We start from the raw sequence: 20376 nt of genomic DNA, 5'->3' as shown, positions 1-20376 counted from the left end.
TTTAGCCCCTTAAAATGAAGAAAAAATCGCTAAAACTCACCGCACTTTTTTTAGCATTAAGTTGCTTTCCCGCATTTGCTGAACAAACCGTTGATATTGAAGTTCAAGGTATCCGTGGTTTTCGTGCTGTTCGTAATACGGATCTCAATGTTCATCTGATTAATAAAGAAGAAATGGATGGCTCCGAACGCTATCAACATTTGGTGGCTAAAGCTGTAGATCGTGGTTTGCGTGTGTTTGGTTATTATGAATCTTCCGTGCGTTTTGAACGAAAACAGCGTCAAGGCAGACGCGATTTGTTGATTGCTCATGTTACCCCTGGCGAGCCAACAAAAATTGCGGGCACTGATGTGCAAATTGAAGGGGAAGCCGCACAAGATGAAAATTTTGATGCGTTACGTAAAAATTTGCCGAAAGAAGGCATTTTGGTTGAACACCAAACTTACGATGATTACAAAACAGCGATCTCACGTTTAGCATTAAATCGTGGATATTTTGATGGGGAATTTAAAATTTCACGTTTAGAAATCAGCCCTGAGACCCACCAAGCATGGTGGCGAATGTTATTTGATAGCGGCGTTCGTTATCATTATGGCAATATTACTTTTAGCCATTCACAAATTCGGGATGATTACTTAAATAATATTCTTAACATCAAATCTGGCGATCCGTATTTAATGAATAACTTATCGGATTTAACCAGCGATTTTTCATCTTCAAATTGGTTTAGCTCAGTATTAGTTCAACCTAATGTTAATCATAAAAGCAAAACTGTAGATGTGGAGATTATTCTTTATCCACGTAAAAAAAATGCGATGGAACTAGGGGTGGGCTTTGCAACTGATGGTGGCCTGCACACTCAAATTGGTTGGACAAAGCCGTGGATTAATAGCCGTGGACATAGTTTCCGTACCAATCTTTATCTCTCAGCACCAAAACAAACTCTAGAGGCAACTTATCGACAGCCTTTACTTAAAAATCCATTAAATTATTACTATGATTACTCTGTCGGTTGGGAAGGTGAAAAAGAGAATGATACCAATACGAGAGCGCTTACGTTGTCCGCGTTACGTTATTGGAACAACGCGCATGGCTGGCAATATTTTGGCGGACTTCGTGCGCGATACGACAGTTTTACACAAGCCGATATAACCGATAAAACATTCTTCCTTTATCCAACGGTCGGATTTACTCGCACCCGATTACGTGGCGGTTCTTTTGCAACTTGGGGCGACGTACAAAAAATCACTTTTGATGTAGGTAACAAAGTTTGGTTATCGGAAGCGTCTTTCGTAAAAGTGCAAGCCTCTAGCGCATGGATTCGTACTTATGCAGAAAATCACCGTATCGTTGCTCGTGCTGAAGTTGGGTATTTACATACAAAAGATATTGAAAAAATTCCGCCCGCACTTCGTTTCTTTGCTGGTGGCGATCGCAGTGTGCGAGGTTATGGTTATAAAAAAATTGCGCCTAAAAATAAAAATGGAAAATTGGTTGGTGGCTCACGATTACTTGCGGGTTCTTTAGAATATCAATATCAAGTTTATCCGAATTGGTGGGCAGCGACCTTCGCAGATAGTGGATTAGCAGCCAATGATTACACGACTAAAGAATTACGTTATGGCGCAGGCGTTGGTGTCCGTTGGGCATCACCAGTGGGCGCGATTAAATTTGATATTGCCACCCCGATTCGTGATAAAGATAACAGCAAAAATATTCAATTTTACATCGGACTTGGTACAGAAATTTAAGGTGAATTTATGACAGAACAAATACAACCATCAGAAACTTCACCAAAATCACCTGAGAAACCTAATAAAAAACACTGGGTACGCAAGGCTATTTGTATCGGAAGTGCGGTCATTTTTATACCTGTTTTAGGTGTTGCTGGAGTGCTTTCTTTCGATGCGGGGCAAAGAGGTTTAATTCAACTAGTCGATAAAATGCTCGATAGTTTTTCCGTTGAGCAAATTGAAGGCGGATTACAAAATGGCTTGGTGTTAAATAATGTTCAATACCAAACTGCTGGGATTGATACTCATATTGCACAAGCACGTTTACAGCTTGATTTCGGTTGTTTGCTTTCACGTGAGGTTTGTTTACGTGATTTCACTCTAAATAAACCGACGATTGCGATTAATACTGCATTATTGCCTCCATCTACGCCTGATGATTCAAAGTCTGGCCCGATGAAGCGTATTTCCTTGCCAATTAGTATCAATGCAGAAAATTTGGTGGTGCAAGATTTATCTGTAAATATTGATCAGACTCATCTTACTCTCAGTCATTTTAAAAGTGCGGTAAGTTTAAATAATGAAAAAGGCTTAACTCTTGCGCCGACTGAAATTAACGATATTTCAGTTATTTCAAAAAAATTGCCTGAAGTTAAATCAGAGTCGAAAGCCGAACAGCCGAATAAGCCTGTAGATTGGGATGCGATTGAGCAATCTTTAACGCCTGCTTTTTTAGGCAATGTATCAGAAATAATTCTTCCTTTTGATTTACACGTCCCCGTGGTTAAAGGCAAAAACTGGCATTATCAAGCGGTGAATGAAAAAGGTGAAACACTTCAATCTATTGAAATCCCAAGCCTGATTGCACAAGCGGATACTGTCGATAACCAACTGCAATTACAAAAATTAGCGGTAGAAAGCTCGTTGGGTAATCTTTATTCACAAGGTAAATTACAACTTGATGGCGATATGCCTCTCGATTTAACTTTAAAATCCCATTTAGAGCCGTTGAAATCCGATGGAAAAGAAATTTTACCAGCGAGTGATGTCGATCTTACGCTTTTGGGATCATTGAAAAAAGCCACCGCACTTTCTTTAAAAACAAAAGGCGTATTAGATGCTGAACTGAATGGCGACGTGCAATTAGCACAAAACAAAATGCCATTAAACCTCACATTAAATGTGGCAAAAGGACAATACGCTTTTGTAAACACAATGGCACCACTCAAAATTAATAATGTGACGCTTAAGCTCACGGGGGATTTACTGAATTATCATGCTGAGCTTAAGGGTGGCGTAGATGGAATGGATTATATTCCCGCATCTAAAGTGGACCTTAATGCCGATGGCAAACTTTATGAAGTAACCGTCAATAAATTAGGGATAGCTTCGTTAGATGGTAAAAGTGAATTTGTAGGGGCTGTAAGCTGGAAAGAGGGGGCAAACTGGGATATACAAGCCGATTTAGAAAAAATGAATATCGGTTTTTATGTACCTGTCATGCCTGCAACACTATCTGGCAAATTGCATTCGCGTGGTTTTGCAGGCTCTCAAGTCTGGCAAGTGGAAGTGCCAGTAGCCGATTTAAATGGGACGCTGTCTTCAAACCCCATCAGTTTAAAAGGCTCTGCAACACTTAATCAAAATGTACTTCTAACAGTACCTGATTTGCAGGTGAGATATGGTGAAAATTATCTTAAAGCCAGTGGCGTATTAGATGATCATTCTGATTTTGCACTAGATATAAATGCACCAAATTTACGTGGTTTATGGTCTGATTTAAACGGTAATGTGAAAGGGCATGCGGCTATTTCTGGTCAGTTCACCAGTCCAAACCTTGCTCTTGATTTAGTATCGTCTAATTTACACTTGCAAGGTTTCCAATTATTTAAAGCGAGTGCGAAAGGGAATATCAAAAGCGATCCTTTAGCTAAAGGGCAATTCAATATTAAGGCGGAGCAACTTCATTATGGTGAAAGTGTTAAACTCCGTTTACTTAATCTTGCCTTATCTGGCGATGAACAAAATCATCTGTTAACGCTTAAATCCCAAGGTGAGCCTGTTGCTGCAAATTTACAAATTAACGGTCATTTTGACCGCACTTTGGAGCAGTGGAAAGGCACAATTTCACAGGTAAAATTTGAAACCCCGATTGGCGATGTAAAATCTAACCAAGCTATTACGGTGTCTTACGATCACAAACAAACACAAGCCAATATTGCTTCACATTGCTGGCAAAACATAGATCTAGAATTATGTTTCCCCCAAGCATTCAATGTAGGCAAGCAAGGGAATATTCCTTTCCAATTTAAACGTGTTAATTTGGATTTAGTGAATAAACTTATCGAACAAGATAGCCTCAAAGGCAATTTACAAGCGCAAGGTAATGTTGCTTGGTTTACGGACAAACCATTCCAATTTACCGCCAAAGTAGATGGCAATCATTTAGCCTTCTCTCAAAAATTAGATTACCGTACGTTTAAATTGGATATTCCAAAATTAACCCTTAACGCCGACATTCAAAATAACAATTTGGTTTTAAAAACAGATATCAATGTGCATAACCAAGGCAGGATTGTAGGTGATATTCATTTAAATGATCTGGCTAAAAATCGTCAACTTGGCGGAACTCTTGCAATAGAACGACTAAACTTGTCGATCGCAAATCAGCTACTTACTAGTGGTGAATCAGTGAATGGTGAGGTAGTCTCGAAGTTGAGTTTTGGCGGGAATTTAGAGAAACCATTATTAAATGGCAACTTCAATATTCGTAATATTCGTACCAAATTAAAATCCATGCCAGTCAATATTACTGATGGCGATATTGCCGTACATTTCCACGGTAATAATTCCACCTTACAGGGAAAAATTGAAACTAGCGATAGTCGTTTGAATTTAACCGGCCGAGCAAACTGGGCGAATATTGAACATTGGACGACAGAATTAAATGCTCAGGCAAATAATTTCAACGTGGATATTCCTTCTATGGCGAAACTACGTTTCAGTCCAAATATCACGGTGAAAGCGAATCCGAAAGATTTGAATTTAAGCGGAACAGTGGATATTCCTTGGGCGCGAATTAGAATTGATAGCTTACCAGACACAGCTGAGCCAGTGAGCGAAGATGAAGTTATTTTAAATGGCCCTCATAAGAGCAAAGAAGAACTGATTAAACGTGAATTTGCCGCAAAAACAAAATCAGGCATGGATATTCGCTCTGATTTACGCATCAATATTGGTAAAGACGTCAGCCTTGATGCTTATGGCTTAAAAACCAATCTTGATGGTTTACTTTCAGTGAAACAAGATAAAGGCAATTTAGGTTTATTCGGTCAAATCAATTTAACCAAAGGTCGCTATGCTTCTTTCGGGCAAGATTTACTCATTCGTAAAGGGCTTATTAGTTTTTCTGGCCAAGCGACACAACCTACGTTGAATATTGAGGCTATTCGTAATCCTGAAGCAATGGAAGACAGCAAAATTACTGCTGGCGTGAGAGTGATTGGCATAGCCGATAGCCCAGAAGTCACTATTTTCAGTGAACCAAGCAAACCACAAGATCAAGCACTTTCTTATTTATTAACAGGTCGTTCGTTAGAAAGTAGCGGTGAAGCTGGCTCCAGTGGTTCGATTGGCGCAGCATTAATTGGTTTAGGCATTTCAAAGAGCGGTAAATTAGTGGGCAGTATTGGTGAAGTTTTTGGTATTCAAGACTTAAACCTTGGTACATCTGGCGTGGGCGATAAATCCAAAGTGACGGTAAGTGGTAATATTACCAATCGCTTACAAATAAAATATGGCGTAGGTTTATTTGATGGCTTAGCAGAAGTCACATTACGTTATCGCCTAATGCCACAGCTTTATTTTCAATCCGTTTCTAGCACAAACCAAGTGTTTGATTTGCTTTATAAATTTGAATTTTAGGAATGTTATGAATGACGCTATTTTAGAACCCAAGCATCGTGGCAATGTACGTGAAATTGCCGCGATTGATCTTGGTTCAAACAGTTTCCACATGATTGTGGCACGTATTGTGAACGGCTCAATCCAAGTACTTTCTCGCTTAAAACAAAAAGTGAAACTCGCAGAGGGCTTAGATGAAAATGCGGTGCTTAATCAAGAGGCCATCACGCGTGGTGTAAATTGCTTAGCCTTATTTGCCGAACGTTTACAAGGGTTTCCTGTTGAAAATGTCAATGTAGTTGGTACTTATACCTTACGAAGAGCGATGAATAATGACGAATTTTTACGTCAAGCAGCTAAAGTTTTCCCCTATCCCATTAATATTATTAGTGGACAAACTGAAGCTAAAACTATCTACGCTGGCGTATGCCACACGCAACCAGAAAAAGGTCGTAAGCTCGTTGTGGATATTGGTGGTGGCTCGACAGAAATGATCATCGGCGATGATTTCACACCGCTTGTGGCGGAAAGTCGTCACATGGGGTGCGTGAGTTTTGCGACTCAATTTTTTACCGATGGTGTCATTTCCACAGAAAACTTTCAACGAGCGCGCCAAAGTGCGGTCAATAAAATCGAAGATTTAGGCTTTGAATATCGCAAATTAGGTTGGCAATCTGTGCTCGGCTCATCGGGGACAATTAAAACTGTGGCGCAAGTCATTGCGACTAATCTTGATCCAAATGGAACCATTACAGCCGAGCGATTAAATGCTCTAATTGAACAAACACTACAAGCCAAGCATTTTACCGAGCTAAATATTAACGGTTTAAACCAAGACCGCGTGGATGTTTTTGTACCCGGTTTAGCGATTTTAAGTGCGGTGTTTGAAGTTTTTCATATTCAACAAATGCGCTATTCTGACGGCGCATTGCGCGAAGGCGTGATTTATAGCCTAGAAAAAAACTTCCAAGTTGCAGATATTCGAGCACGCACTGCTTGGGGATTAAGCGAACAATTCAATATTGACCAAGCTCAAGCTCATCGCGTTGCGGATAGTGCTAATTTACTCAGTGCACAATATAAAGATTGGCAATCGACAGAGTTTATTGAAGAAATGCGCGAAATCCTGCTTTGGGCAGCGCGCTTGCATGAAGTTGGCATTGTAATTAATCACAAAGGTTTACAAAAACATTCGGCGTATATCTTACAAAATATGGAATTACCTGGGTTTGATCGTGAACAGCAACGTTTGCTTACCGCGTTAGTGCGTTGGCATATTGGCACGCTTAAACCTGCTGAATTTTTTAAATTTGCACGTTATAGCGAGCAAGATGTGATGGCTTTAATGCGATTGCTTCGGCTTGCAGTTATTCTCAATAAATCCCGTCAAGCAACAGAAACTGCAAAAAATTTCACCCTTGAAATGCATCACACTTTGAATGATTGGACATTGAATTTTGAAAGCGGATACTTAGACCGTAACCCGTTAATTTGGAATGAATTGCGAGCTGAAAGTAATCTTTTGAAAGAGTTTGAAAGCAGTTTAGTTTTTTATTAATTATCTTTCTGCTTAATGTTTATGAGCGAAAAATTTAGGGCAAGCTAAATACTTACCCTATTTTTATAATTTGACGGTCTGAAATAATGCTTTTATTTCATCCAATGATAATAATCTAAATGAGCCATTTTCTAATCCATTAATAGATAATGAGCCCATGCGCACTCTCACTAATCGTAAAGTGGGGAAACCAATATGCGCAGTCATTCTTCGCACTTGGCGGTTGCGCCCTTCACTAATTTTAATTTCTAACCAGCTTGTGGGAATATTTTTCCGTTCTCGGATAGGTGGATTGCGCTCCCATAAATTTGGCGCTGAAATTAACCGCACTTTAGCGGGTTTAGTCATGCCATCTTTGAGTTCTACACCTTTTCTGAGTTGTGCTAAATCGGTTTCTTCAGGGATGCCTTCCACTTGCACCCAATAGGTTTTTTCTGTTTTAAATTTGGGATCGGCCAAACGATGTTGTAATTCGCCATTATTGGTTAAAATCAGTAATCCCTCACTGTCTCTATCTAATCGACCTGCCGCATAAACATTTGGGATTGAAATAAAATCTTTTAAGGTAGCGCGTCCTTCTTCGTCGGTAAACTGAGTGAGCATATCAAAAGGTTTATTGAATAACACAACTTTGGTTTCATCCAACGACAGCATTTTAGGTTTTGATTTTGGCTTAAAAGTGCGGTGAAAATTAACCGCACTTTTTCCTTTAGCGGGCAATTTTCCTGCCGAAAAATTCTTCTTCATTGAATTAGATTTCTATTTTGAAAGATTTGCAACATCATAGCAAAACTTCAAGCTGTAGTAATGATGATTACTTTAGTTAATCTAAAAAACTAAAAAGGCTAAGCCAGTAAAACTGAGCTTAGCCCCCAACTAAATTTTTTAGAATCGATATTTAAATCGATCTTTTTAATGGAAAATTATTTACCATCCCAAGCTTGTACTGCATCTAAACGAGCTTTGATTTTGCCTTTGGTATCTTTTTTGAAGTAGCTATCAGCTAAACCACCTTCCCAGCCACCGTAGTTTGCGTTAGGTAACATGATGAAAGTTTTACCAAATTTGCCTTGGTTTTGATCAACGAATGCACGACGGTCTGCGTTTAATTTGCCATATACGGTATCACCGAAGTCATCTAAGTTATCGCCTACATAAAGTACGATTTCATAGCCTTGTTTTTCAATTTCTGCAAAACGAGCTGCTTTAGCTGATTTGTCTTTTTTCAAATAAAATGCAGATTCTTCCACACCATTGAAACCTAAGCGTTTCATATCATCGATAGTGCCTGCTTTTTCAGAGCTATCTTTGCGGTTTGTTACATAGAACATTTTACCTTTGTGGCTGTTTACGTAATTATTAAATTCTACCGCACCTGGAACTGCACGAGATTGACGCGCGTCTACCCAACGAGTCCAATCTTTACCATCGAATGGTTTATTATTTTGAACTTGCCAGCCAGCATAAGGGCTGTTATCTAACATAGTTTCATCTAAATCAACCACAACCGCTTTTTTCTTACCTTTTGCCACTTTTGCGTGGTCAAATGCAACTTTTGCCGCATTGTAGGCTTGATAAGCCAATGCTTTATATTCGCCAGAATCTTGCATCCAGTTTAAGCCAAGAACAGCTTGTTGTTGCAATTGCATTTTTGCGTGTTCTTCTGATTTCATTTGGTGTGCACCACAGCCAGCTAAGACAAGAGCAGAAAGAGCAGTAAGTGCGGTCATTTTTAACGTTGTTTTCATGTTATATTCCTTTTAACTTTAGGGTTAGTAAAAACGGAGAGAGTATAGCAAGCCTTTTTATTTTTTGGGGCGCTTTCTTGGTAATTCTATTAAATTTGTGATGTTCGTCACATTTTTAACGCGAAATTTAGATGTAAAACTTACCGTACTTTCTTTTTTATCCTATCGCCTTTCCCCCCTTTTCACGGTAAACTAACTGCAATTTTATTCATCACCAACATTTTTATGCGACTTCTTATTCTCATTCTTTTTGCCGTATTAGCTTTGTTTCAATATGATTTATGGTTTGGCCGTAATGGTTTCTTCGATTACCGTGACACTGCCGCAAAGATTGTAGAAAACCAAGCGGAAAATGAAAAACTGTCTCAGCGCAACCAGCGTATTAATGCGGAGATTCAAGGGCTAACTAAAGGCTTTGAAGCTATTGAAGAACGTGCGCGAATGCAACATGGCATGGTAAAAGAAAACGAAGTGTTTTATCACATTGTGAAAGAGAATAAATAATGGCTCGTTCAATTATTGCGGTATTGCCTGCTGCTGGTGTGGGCTCACGAATGCAAGCGGATAAACCTAAACAATATTTAACGCTACTTGGCAAAACACTGCTCGAACACACACTTGATGTCATGCTTTCTCATCCTGCCGTATCTAAAATTATTTTGGCGGTGAGCAAAGATGATCCTTATATTGCTAAGCTATCACTCCCTAGTAAAATTCAGTTAGTGGAAGGTGGCGCAACGCGAGCTGAATCTGTCTTAAATGGTTTAAATGCAATTAAGGAAAAAAATGCGTGGGTGCTTGTTCATGATGCTGCTCGTCCTTGTTTACAACACGCCGACATTGATAAATTGCTAGCCATTGAAGATGAACATGGTGCTATTTTGGCAATCCCAGCAACGGATACGATTAAACGGGCGGATCATCAGCAATGCATTGTGAAAACAGAAGATCGTCGTCAACTTTGGCAAGCGATGACACCACAATTTTTCCCAGTAGATATATTAAGAAATGCGCTTTCCACAGGGATTCAACAAGGTGCGAATATAACGGATGAAGCATCAGCAATGGAACTGGCAGGATTTCGACCGCACTTGGTGGCTGGGCGTAGTGATAATTTAAAAGTGACTCGTCCAGAAGATTTAGCATTAGCAGAATTTTATTTAACAAGGAATAAATTATGATCAGAATTGGACATGGTTTTGATGTTCATGCGTTTGGTGAAGATCGCCCATTAATTATTGGTGGCGTAGAAGTGCCTTATCATACTGGGTTTATTGCGCACTCTGATGGTGATGTGGCATTACATGCTTTAACCGATGCAATCTTGGGAGCCGCCGCTTTAGGTGATATCGGAAAGCTTTTCCCTGATACGGATATGCAATATAAAAATGCCGATAGTCGTGGGCTATTGCGTGAAGCATTTCGTCAAGTACAAGAAAAGGGATATAAAATAGGTAATGTCGATGTCACTATCATTGCACAAGCACCTAAAATGCGCCCACATATTGATGCTATGCGTACCAAAATAGCTGAAGACCTACAATGCGATATTGAGCAAGTCAATGTGAAAGCAACAACTACTGAAAAACTAGGCTTTACAGGAAGACAAGAAGGAATTGCTTGTGAAGCCGTTGCCCTTTTAATCCGACAATAATTGTTTATTCTTAAAAGTGCGGTGAAATTTTTAAAAGAATTTCACCGCATTTTTATTTTTGTGATCCAGATCACGGTTTTAACCTAGGAAAAGGCATACCATATTCTTGTACAGTGAGTTTGTAGCTGATAACACAGACTATAAATGAAAAGATTTAGGCGCAAGAATGGATGTTTGTGCCATTTGGCATTGCGCTGTGCACTTTGCCTATTGGGTTTGGCGGGCTGTTGTCTGACATTCCCGATTGTCCCTAATCAGTGATAATGGCAGTGGGTGATAATTCACCTTTGTTATTAAAGTGGCCATTGGTGAGAGGAAACGTCCATTTATGGACGAGGGAGCAATGGAGGGCTTCAGTTCGCCTTTTTGCTCACCAACCTTGTTGTTAGGTGCTATGTTGTTAGTTGACGTTGACTAATGGAATATGTACGTTCAACGCAGATATTCCATTAGTTAAGCTATTTAGCGTGCTTAATTTTCTAAAAGTCTTAAGAATCTTATAACTAAATCAACCGTCCTTATTTATACATTTAACCAAAATGTGACTGGGCCATCGTTTGTTAAACTCACTTGCATATCCACTGCAAATTGCCCTGTTGAAACAGGTAATTTCTCGCCACACTTTTGAATAAAGTATTCATATAATTCATTAGCCAATGCAGGGGGCGCACCTTTTGAAAAACTTGGACGCAAACCTTTTTGTGTATCCGCCGCTAATGTAAATTGAGAAACAATAAGTAATTCCCCTTTTGCTTGTTGAACATTTAAGTTCATTTTGTCATTTTCATCACTGAAAATTCGATAATTAAGCACTTTTTCAGCAAGTTTATCCGCTTTCTCTTGATTATCTTCTTTTTCTACACCAAGCAAAACCAGTAAACCTTTGCCAATTTGTCCTATTGTTTCACCGTTTACATCAACTTTCGCTTGGGTTACACGCTGGATTAAGGCAATCATTTTAATCCCTCGATAAAGCTCGGTAACCATGTTTCAGCATAGCCTTCTTGATCATCCACGTTTAAAACGTCAATTTTTAAAGTTTCGCAAATTTTTACCGCACTTTTTTCTTGGAGAGTTTGCTCCACTTTGTCCGCTGCATAGCAAAAAGTATCATAATCAGAATTACCTAATCCAACGACCGCAAAACGAACATCTGAAAAATCGCTTTGATTTTTAGCTAATTCATCAAATAGAGGTTTTAAATTATCCGGCAACTCGCCTGCACCATGAGTTGAAGTCACAACAAGCCAAATTTTTTCATTTTCGATGTCGGATAAACTTGGTCCATGAAAAAGAGCGGTGGAAAAACCTTGAGTTTCTAAAACATCGTTTAAATGTTCGGCAACATATTCTGCGCCACCTAAAGTGCTGCCAGAGAGAATGCAAATGTGCATTTGATTATCCTGTATTTATTTGCTTCCCTAACACAGGGAAAAGTAAAAGAATATTTTTGAAATGATGAAAATAAAAAGGCTTAGATTCTCTAAGCCTTTTATTACGATTAAACGTTATCGAATTTGCCAAGCAATGAACGAATATGTTCTTGCCAGTTGCGGTGTTCATTTTTCAGTTGTTCGTTTTCAGTTTGTAAACTTTCGATATTTCTATGCGATTCTGCGTTTTTCTCTTTTAATTCTTCAACTTCTAATTGAAGTAATTGGATAGTTTCTACCGCTTGTTTAATTTTTTCTTCAAGCTGGTCTAAAATTTCTAAAGACATAATGATTTCCTTTTAAATATGGGTAAGTTTGAGAGTATTTTACCCAGTAAATTTGCCTTTTTAAAGCGTTGGAGAAAAAATTATTATGCAAACGATTACGCGGTGATAAAATAACGTCATTTTGCCATGATCTAGAAAAGTAAGCAGAAGGAGAATAATGATGAATCGTGCATTGGCGATTGAATTTTCACGAGTGACTGAGGCAGCTGCGTTAGCGGCTCATATGTGGCTTGGTCGAGGGGATAAAAATGCAGCTGACGATGCCGCAGTGAAAGCCATGCGTTATATGCTGAACTTAATTCATATGGATGCTGAAATCGTGATTGGTGAAGGGGAAATTGATGAAGCGCCAATGCTTTATATTGGCGAAAAAGTCGGTTCTGGTATGGGAGAATTGGTTTCTATCGCCGTTGATCCTATTGATGGCACGCGTATGACCGCAATGGGTCAGTCTAATGCTATTTCTGTCTTGGCTGCTGGTGGCAGAAATACCTTTTTAAAAGCACCAGATATGTATATGGAAAAATTGGTGGTTGGCCCAGATGTTAAAGGCATGATTGATTTAACTTTACCACTAGAACAAAATCTTCGCCGTGTCGCATCTAAGCTAGGAAAATCCCTTTCTGATCTCACCGTAATGGTATTGGCAAAACCTCGTCATGATGCGGTAATTAAACAAATGCATAACTTGGGCGTGAGAGTGATGGCAATTCCTGATGGTGATGTGGCAGGTTCCGTATTGTGCTGTTTGCCTGATGCCGAAGTCGATCTTCTTTACGGAATCGGTGGCGCACCAGAAGGTGTGGCAGCTGCAGCTGCAATTCGTGCATTAGGTGGCGATATGCAAGCTCGTTTGCTTCCTCGTAACGAAGTAAAAGGTGATACCGAAGAAAATAAAAAAATTGCTGCCGATGAAATTCAGCGTTGTGAAACATTAGGCGTAAAAATCAATGAAGTGTTAAAACTTGAAGATCTTGTGCGTGATGACAACCTTGTATTTACCGCAACGGGTATCACCAATGGCGATTTGCTTAAAGGTATCTCTAGAAAGGGCAATTTAGCCAGCACTGAAACAATTTTAATTCGTGGAAAATCTCGCACAATTCGTAAAATCCAATCCATCCATTACCTAGATCGTAAAGATTCTGAAATTTATAAGATTTTGAATATTTAGTTAGAGCAAACAAAAGTGCGGTGAAAATTCACCGCACTTTGGGTTTAAAAATAAAAAAAACGACTTTGCATTCACAAAGTCGGTTTTCAATTTGGCTTAATTCAGTATTAACCCGCAACTGCGATACGTTTCATATCGGTCATATAACCACGTAATTCTTGACCGATTAATTCAACCGGGTGGTTGCGAATCGCATCGTTTACATCGCGCAAGGTGATGTTATCGATTTCCACTGCTGGAGTAGGTTCGCCTAAGTCGCCTTTTTGAAGGTTAGGGATAATTTCTTTTGCAAGAATTGGAGTCGCTATGTTAGAGAATAAGTAGTTACCATATTCTGCAGTATCAGAAATGACCACGTTCATTTCATATAAGCGTTTACGTGCGATGGTGTTCGCAATTAATGGTAATTCGTGAAGTGATTCATAGTAAGCTGATTCTTCATAAATACCGCTTGCAACCATTGCTTCAAAAGCTAATTCCACACCCGCTTTCACCATTGCGATCATTAATACGCCGTTATCAAAGTATTCTTGTTCGCTAATTTTGCCATCATATTTTGGTGCATTTTCAAAGGCTGTTTTACCTGTAGCTTCACGCCATGCGAATAAGTCTTTATCGCCATTTGCCCAGTCAGCCATCATTGTTGCAGAGAAGTGGCCGCTAATGATGTCATCCATGTGTTTGTAATATAAGAAACCAAGGCTTTCTTTGATTTGTTCAGCTAGTTCAAATGCACGTAATTTTGCACTGTTTGATAGGCGATCCATCATTAATGTGATACCGCCTTGTTTTAATGCCTCGGTAATGGTTTCCCAACCGTATTGGATTAATTTACCTGCGTATGCTGGATCTTTACCATCTGCCACTAATTTGTCATAACATACGATAGAACCAGCTTGTAACATACCGCAAAGGATAGTTTGTTCACCCATTAAGTCAGATTTTACTTCTGCCACGAATGAAGATTCTAAAACACCCGCTTTATGACCGCCAGTTGCGGCAGCCCATGCTTTTGCGATTGCCATGCCTTCGCCTTTCGGGTCATTTTCAGGGTGAACCGCGATTAATGTTGGCACACCGAAACCACGTTTGTATTCTTCACGTACTTCAGTACCCGGACATTTTGGCGCAACCATCACAACCGTAATGTCTTTACGGATTTCTTCGCCAACTTCAACAATGTTGAAACCGTGTGAATAACCAAATGCAGAGTCTTTTTTCATTAAAGGCATCACATCAGCAACTACTTTAGAGTGCTGTTTATCTGGTGTTAAGTTTACGACTAAATCTGCAGTTGGAATTAATTCTTCATAAGTACCAACTTTAAAACCATTTTCGGTTGAGCGTTGGAATGACGCACGTTTTTCAGCAATCGCTTCAGGGCGTAAGGCATAGCTAATATCTAAGCCAGAATCACGCATATTCAAACCTTGGTTTAAACCTTGCGCACCACAGCCCACGATAACGATTTTTTTGCCTTTTAAGAAGTTTGCTTCATCTGCAAATTCTTCGCGATCCATAAAACGACAACGACCTAATTGGTCTAATTTTTGACGTAAATTTAATGTGTTGAAATAGTTAGCCATTTTTTGTCCTTAATTGTGTAAGGTGAATAATTGTATGATGTTGTGTTTGCATATTTTTTTGTTGTGGTTTGATTATAGGATTTTTTGTTGTTGCGTAAAGTGATATTATGGGAATGTAATGTTGCAATTTGTGCAATCGTTTTGTTTTTTGTGGATTGCATCGTATTTCGCTCGATGAGCGACCTACTTTCTTTTACTCGTGTAAAAGAAAGTAGGCAAAGAAAACACGCCCCAATTAAATCGCAGCTCTTTGCTTTGTTTCAATTTTCTTAACGGCAATTTGCTGAACTCGCTACGCTCAAACAGACGCAAATTGCCTGAAAATTGAAAGTCGCAAAGGCGATTTATATGGGGCTCAGAATATATCAGAGCGTTATTAAAAAGTGCGGTTAGTTTTCTGGTATTTTTCAAAATACGCTAAATTTTACCCGCACTTTAAATTGAAGAAAGAACAAATTAGTTCCCTTCTTTGCCGCCTGAGAAATTGGAAACTTGTAGGAAATTTTCGTCTGTTTGAGCGTAGCGAGTTCAGAAAATTTCCGTTAAGCAAGTTTTCAATTTCTCAGGAAATAAGGCAAAGCAGGGCGTGTTTTCTTTTTGCCTACTTTTGCTTTGCACGAGCAAAGAAAAAGTAGGTCGCCATCGGCGAAACCCGATATTAAATAAAAGAAGAAATTATGGACTTTAACGACCTACAAATATTCATCCACCTTAGTGATACAAAAAACTTTGCTAAAACCTCCACCCAAAACCACATGTCTCCTTCCACCCTTTCCCGTCAAATTCAACGGTTGGAAGACGAGTTAGGGAAAACACTTTTTATTCGTGATAATCGCCAAGTCAAACTCACTGAACATGGCGAGAAATTTTTGAAATTTGCTAAAACAGAATGGCAGAGCTGGCAACAATTTAAACAACAGCTCAAAGATGAATCCGATGAACTTTGCGGTGAAATTAAACTTTTTTGCTCTGTAACCGCATCTTATAGCCATCTTCCGCAGGTACTTAAAGAATTTCGCCAGCGTTATCCTAAAGTGGAAATTCAATTGACGACGGGCGATCCAGCGCTTGCATTAGAGTTGATTCAAACACAACAGGTTGACCTCGCTATTGCAGGTAAGCCGAATAATCTGCCATCCAGTGTGGCATTCCATAAAATTGATGATATTAGCTTGTCTTTAATTGCACCGCGTGTGGCTTGTTTGGCGACACAATTACTGCAAGAAAAAACCATTAATTGGCAGCAAATGCCTTTTATTTTCCCTGTTGAAGGGCATGCTCGGCAGCGGATTGAGCAATGGCTACGGGAGAAACATATTAAACATCCGAAAATTTATGCTACCGTTGCAGGGCATGAAGGGATTGTTCCGATGGTAGGATTGGGGTTCGGATTAGCGATGTTGCCTGATGTGGTCATTGACAATAGCCCAATGAATAACCAAATTTCCAGACTTAATCTCGATAAGCCTATCGAGCCTTTTGAATTGGTTATTTGTACCCAAAAAAGGAATCTCGAACAACCCTTAATCCGTGCATTTTGGGCGATGTTAGAATAGAATGATTGGCTGTTTAGAATAAGGATTTCTTATGTTTAAAGGTATTCTCATTTCATTACTTGCCTCATTTTTATTTGGCTATATGTATTATTTTTCTACGCTGCTGAAACCTTTGAGTGGCACGGATATTTTTGGTTATCGGATGATTTTTACGTTTCCCTTTGTTGTCCTTTCCGTGTTTATGTTTAAGCAGAAACATGCGTTGATTCATCGCTTAAAACTCATCAAAAAACAACCGTACTTGGCATTGCCCTATCTTTTTTGCGGCTTATTGATGGGGTTTCAGATGTGGCTTTTTCTTTGGGCGCCGAATAATGGCAGTTCGTTGAGTGTGTCTTTTGGTTATTTGCTTTTGCCAATTGTGATGGTGGCAGCAGGTCGCTTAATTTTTAAAGAACGTATTTCAACATTCAAATTTATTGCAGTCGTGATTGCCGCGTTGGGGGTGATTTCTAATATCGTGCTAAAAGGTGGGCTTTCTTGGGAAGCTATTGTGATTTGTGTTGGCTATACTACCTATTTTTCCGTTCGAAAAGCATTAAAAAATAGTGATCTCGCTTCTTTTTGTTTAGAGATGTTGAGCCTAATCCCAATTAGCATTTATTTTGCCTTGCAAACAGATTTCGCTGTGGTTGAACAAAGCAATCCTAATATTTGGGGGCTGCTTGTATTGCTTGGATTAATTAGCGGTACGGCATTGATTGCTTATGTGATCGCTAGCAATATGCTACCAATGAATTTGCTTGGCCTACTTGGCTATGTGGAAACCATTATGATGATTTTTGTATCGTTTTTTATCGGTGAACAAATTGACGCCGAAAGTTACCCGCTTTTTATTTGTTTAGTGCTCGCTATGATTCTTGTTGTGATTGATGGTGTGTACAAACAGCACGCAAAAGGAAGTTTATAAATGTCATTTAAAGAAATTACGCCACAACAAGCGTGGGAAATGGTCCAGCAGGGAGTGATGTTAGCCGATATTCGCGATGATGCCCGCTTTACCCACTCACATCCTAAAGGTGCTTTTCATTTAACGAATCAAAGTTTTTTGCAATTTGAAGAGTTAGTAGATTTTGATTCACCTATCATTGTGAGCTGCTATCATGGCGTAAGCAGTAAAAATGTAGCGACCTTTCTAGTGGAACAAGGCTATGAAAATGTGTTTAGTATTATTGGTGGATTTGATGGTTGGGAGAAAGCAAATTTACCAGTAGAAAGAGAATATTAATTGAAATTATAAAAATATATTGAATTAAGAATTTTATTCATGATTGTACTTAGTAATCTGTCCTTAAAACGAGGGCAAACGGAACTTCTCGAAAATGCTTCTGCTTCCATTAATCCTAAGCAAAAAGTCGGTTTGGTGGGGAAGAATGGTTGTGGAAAATCTTCGCTTTTTGCCTTATTAAAAAAAGAATTAACGCCAGAGGGAGGCGAGGTAAATTATCCGTCAAATTGGCGGGTGTCTTGGGTGAATCAAGAAACGCCTGCATTGGATATTTCTGCGATTGATTATGTAATTCAAGGGGATCGTGAATATTGCCGTTTGCAACAAGAGCTTGAACAAGCAAATGAACGCAATGACGGTAACGCCATTGCGCGTATTCATGGACAATTAGAAACCTTGGATGCGTGGACAATTCAATCTCGTGCAGCTTCTTTATTGCATGGTTTAGGATTTAGCCAAGAAGAAACAAGCCAGCCAGTGAAGGCTTTTTCGGGCGGTTGGCGGATGCGTTTAAATTTGGCACAAGCATTGCTTTGTCCATCAGATTTATTGTTACTTGATGAACCGACCAACCATTTGGATTTGGATGCGGTTATTTGGTTGGAGCGTTGGTTAGTGCAATATCAAGGCACCTTAGTATTAATTTCTCACGACCGTGATTTTCTCGATCCAATTGTGACAAAAATCCTCCATATCGAAAATCAGAAGCTCAACGAATACACGGGCGATTATTCTTCTTTTGAGGTGCAACGAGCCACTAAATTGGCACAACAAACAGCCATGTATCGTCAGCAACAACAAAAGATTTCCCATTTACAAAAATATATTGATCGCTTTAAAGCCAAAGCCACCAAAGCCAAACAAGCACAAAGCCGTATGAAAGCATTGGAAAGAATGGAGCTGATTGCGCCTGCTTATGTGGATAATCCTTTTACCTTTGAATTTCGTCCGTCGCAATCTTTGCCAAATCCCTTAGTGATGATTGAGCAGGCGAGTGCAGGTTATGGTTGCGGAAAAAGTGCGGTAGAAATTTTAAGTAAAATTAAACTGAATTTGGTGCCAGGTTCGCGGATTGGTTTGCTCGGAAAAAATGGTGCGGGAAAATCAACCTTGATTAAACTTTTAGCGGGAGAACTGACCGCACTTTCAGGCACCGTGCAGTTGGCAAAAGGCGTGCAGCTTGGCTATTTTGCCCAGCATCAATTAGATACTTTGCGCGCAGACGAATCCGCCCTATGGCATATGCAAAAACTCGCACCAGAGCAAACGGAGCAACAAGTTAGGGATTATTTGGGCAGTTTTGCGTTCCACGGCGATAAAGTAAATCAAGCAGTGAAATCCTTTTCTGGTGGTGAAAAAGCCCGCTTGGTGTTGGCTTTGATTGTTTGGCAACGCCCGAATTTGCTACTACTTGATGAACCAACTAACCATTTGGATTTGGATATGCGTCAGGCATTAACGGAAGCGTTGGTGGATTACGAAGGTTCTTTGGTGGTGGTGTCGCACGATCGTCATTTATTACGCAATACCGTGGAAGAATTTTATTTGGTTCACGATAAAAAAGTGGAAGAATTTAAAGGCGATTTAGAAGACTATCAAAAATGGCTGAATGAACAAAACAGTACGTCTGAAAATAAAGTCTCAGAAAAAGTTGGCGATAATGAAAATTCGGTTCAAAATCGTAAGGAACAAAAACGCCGTGAAGCAGAGTTACGCCAACAAACTTCGCCATTGCGTAAAAAAATCACGCAATTAGAAGAAAAAATGAATAAATTTTCTTCTGAGCTTGCGAACATAGAAAATCAACTGGCAGATGCCGAATTATATAATGCCGAAAATAAAGAAAAATTGACCGCACTTTTGGCTCAACAAGTGGATGTGAAGAAAGCATTAGATGATGTGGAAACGGAATGGATGACCGCACAGGAAGAATTGGAAGAAATGCTTCAAGCATAAGGACAGATTATGAATCAAAGCCTTTTTCATCATAGCAAACAACAGGAATATTGCCCTCAATGTGGTGCGTCTTTGCAAATTAAACAAGGCAAAAAAGGGCTGTTTTTAGGTTGCTCTGCTTATCCTGAATGTGATTATTTGCGTCCTTTGCAACGATCGGAGCATAAAGTATTAAAAACACTTGATGAAATTTGCCCGAAGTGCGGTAATTTATTGCAATTGAAACAAGGCAGTTTTGGGATGTTTATTGGTTGTAGCCATTATCCTGAATGCGATTTTGTGGTGCGAGAAGAATCTGGATCTGAGGAAAAAATTGCTTGTCCTGAATGTAAAACGGGGCATTTGATTTCTCGTCGGGGTCGCCAAGGAAAAATTTTTTACGGCTGTGATAATTTCCCTAAATGTAAATTTTCTTTGCCTGCCAAGCCTTATGCCGTGCCTTGCCCAACCTGCCATTTCCCACTTTCTTTGTTAAAAAGTGAAGATGGGGAAAAACAAATTTTCCAATGTGCAAATAAAACTTGCCGTCATATTTTTTAGCAATAAACGTAAAAGAGTGA

At 39.4% G+C, this 20376-nt stretch carries 18 protein-coding genes; 12 read left to right on the top strand and 6 right to left on the bottom strand.

The features are described 5' to 3' along the window. The first annotated feature begins 14 nt into the window (after window positions 1–14). The 3 genes from tamA to ppx are packed head-to-tail and all read left to right on the top strand — an operon-like array spanning window position 15 to window position 7194. Complete coding sequence (tamA, locus tag DV424_RS07500; protein WP_118859591.1) at window positions 15–1751, top strand: autotransporter assembly complex protein TamA; 1737 nt, start codon at window positions 15–17, stop codon at window positions 1749–1751. Between the two features lie 9 nt (window positions 1752–1760). Next, a complete protein-coding gene (gene tamB / locus DV424_RS07495) occupies window positions 1761–5657 on the top strand; it encodes an autotransporter assembly complex protein TamB (protein WP_005629910.1) in 3897 nt (1298 codons plus the stop codon). Between the two features lie 7 nt (window positions 5658–5664). Then, window positions 5665–7194 carry an exopolyphosphatase gene (gene ppx, locus DV424_RS07490; RefSeq protein ID WP_005629911.1) on the top strand — a complete coding sequence of 510 codons (1530 nt, stop codon included), beginning with the start codon at window positions 5665–5667 and terminating at the stop codon, window positions 7192–7194. A gap of 63 nt (window positions 7195–7257) precedes the next feature. Here the strand turns inward: ppx and DV424_RS07485 are convergent, their stop codons facing one another. Further along, window positions 7258–7941 (bottom strand): rRNA large subunit pseudouridine synthase E, encoded by a 684-nt coding sequence (locus DV424_RS07485; RefSeq protein WP_005629912.1) that lies wholly within the window; start codon window positions 7939–7941, stop codon window positions 7258–7260. 176 nt (window positions 7942–8117) lie between these two features. Then, window positions 8118–8942, bottom strand: a complete 825-nt coding sequence (hel, locus tag DV424_RS07480; protein WP_005629913.1) for a lipoprotein e(P4) — start codon at window positions 8940–8942, stop codon at window positions 8118–8120. Window positions 8943–9167: 225 nt separating this feature from the next. Between hel and ftsB the strand changes: the two genes are divergently transcribed. Genes ftsB through ispF form a run of 3 tightly spaced genes read left to right on the top strand, consistent with a single transcriptional unit; the run spans window position 9168 to window position 10596 of the window. Then, window positions 9168–9446, top strand: coding sequence for a cell division protein FtsB (gene ftsB, locus DV424_RS07475; RefSeq protein WP_005627159.1), 279 nt, complete (start codon window positions 9168–9170; stop codon window positions 9444–9446). Next, complete coding sequence (ispD, locus tag DV424_RS07470; protein ID WP_118859590.1) at window positions 9446–10123, top strand: 2-C-methyl-D-erythritol 4-phosphate cytidylyltransferase; 678 nt, start codon at window positions 9446–9448, stop codon at window positions 10121–10123. Before ftsB ends, ispD begins: the two co-directional genes overlap by 1 nt. Then, window positions 10120–10596, top strand: a complete 477-nt coding sequence (gene ispF / locus DV424_RS07465; RefSeq protein ID WP_118859589.1) for a 2-C-methyl-D-erythritol 2,4-cyclodiphosphate synthase — start codon at window positions 10120–10122, stop codon at window positions 10594–10596. Before ispD ends, ispF begins: the two co-directional genes overlap by 4 nt. 522 nt (window positions 10597–11118) lie before the next feature. Here ispF and dtd read toward each other — a convergent pair. The 3 genes from dtd to DV424_RS07450 all read right to left on the bottom strand — a co-directional run bounded on the left by dtd (window position 11119) and on the right by DV424_RS07450 (window position 12316). After that, on the bottom strand, window positions 11119–11553 hold the full coding sequence (dtd, locus tag DV424_RS07460; protein WP_118859588.1) for a D-aminoacyl-tRNA deacylase: 435 nt from the start codon (window positions 11551–11553) through the stop codon (window positions 11119–11121). Continuing rightward, window positions 11550–11990, bottom strand: coding sequence for an FMN-binding protein MioC (gene mioC, locus DV424_RS07455; RefSeq protein ID WP_118790311.1), 441 nt, complete (start codon window positions 11988–11990; stop codon window positions 11550–11552). Before mioC ends, dtd begins: the two co-directional genes overlap by 4 nt. Before the next feature lie 107 nt (window positions 11991–12097). Then, window positions 12098–12316 carry a cell division protein ZapB gene (locus tag DV424_RS07450; protein WP_005627167.1) on the bottom strand — a complete coding sequence of 73 codons (219 nt, stop codon included), beginning with the start codon at window positions 12314–12316 and terminating at the stop codon, window positions 12098–12100. 160 nt (window positions 12317–12476) lie between these two features. On the opposite strand from DV424_RS07450, the gene glpX reads away from it, so the two are divergent. Further along, window positions 12477–13490 (top strand): class II fructose-bisphosphatase, encoded by a 1014-nt coding sequence (gene glpX, locus DV424_RS07445; protein ID WP_118790310.1) that lies wholly within the window; start codon window positions 12477–12479, stop codon window positions 13488–13490. A 107-nt stretch (window positions 13491–13597) separates the two neighbouring features. On the opposite strand, the gene ilvC is transcribed toward glpX, so the two are convergent. Further along, window positions 13598–15076 (bottom strand): ketol-acid reductoisomerase, encoded by a 1479-nt coding sequence (ilvC, locus tag DV424_RS07440; RefSeq protein WP_118859587.1) that lies wholly within the window; start codon window positions 15074–15076, stop codon window positions 13598–13600. A gap of 677 nt (window positions 15077–15753) precedes the next feature. Here ilvC and ilvY point away from each other — a divergent pair. Genes ilvY through DV424_RS07400 form a run of 5 tightly spaced genes read left to right on the top strand, consistent with a single transcriptional unit; the run spans window position 15754 to window position 20356 of the window. Continuing rightward, on the top strand, window positions 15754–16632 hold the full coding sequence (gene ilvY, locus DV424_RS07420) for an HTH-type transcriptional activator IlvY (protein ID WP_118859585.1): 879 nt from the start codon (window positions 15754–15756) through the stop codon (window positions 16630–16632). Between the two features lie 31 nt (window positions 16633–16663). Beyond that, complete coding sequence (gene rarD, locus DV424_RS07415) at window positions 16664–17542, top strand: EamA family transporter RarD (protein ID WP_118859584.1); 879 nt, start codon at window positions 16664–16666, stop codon at window positions 17540–17542. Next, complete coding sequence (gene glpE, locus DV424_RS07410; protein ID WP_118859583.1) at window positions 17543–17860, top strand: thiosulfate sulfurtransferase GlpE; 318 nt, start codon at window positions 17543–17545, stop codon at window positions 17858–17860. A 39-nt stretch (window positions 17861–17899) separates the two neighbouring features. Beyond that, window positions 17900–19816, top strand: coding sequence for an ABC transporter ATP-binding protein (locus tag DV424_RS07405; RefSeq protein ID WP_118859582.1), 1917 nt, complete (start codon window positions 17900–17902; stop codon window positions 19814–19816). 9 nt (window positions 19817–19825) lie between these two features. After that, the gene (locus tag DV424_RS07400) at window positions 19826–20356 is read left to right on the top strand and encodes a DNA topoisomerase family protein (protein WP_105887941.1); all 531 of its coding nucleotides are present in this window, start codon (window positions 19826–19828) and stop codon (window positions 20354–20356) included. Window positions 20357–20376 lie beyond the last annotated feature (20 nt).

This window comes from Haemophilus haemolyticus (genome assembly GCF_003493605.1).
In the GTDB taxonomy this organism is placed as follows: Bacteria; Pseudomonadota; Gammaproteobacteria; order Enterobacterales; family Pasteurellaceae; genus Haemophilus; species Haemophilus haemolyticus_J.
Note: the sequence above shows the minus strand (reverse complement) of the source record. Positions and strands in the feature narration are given on the sequence as shown.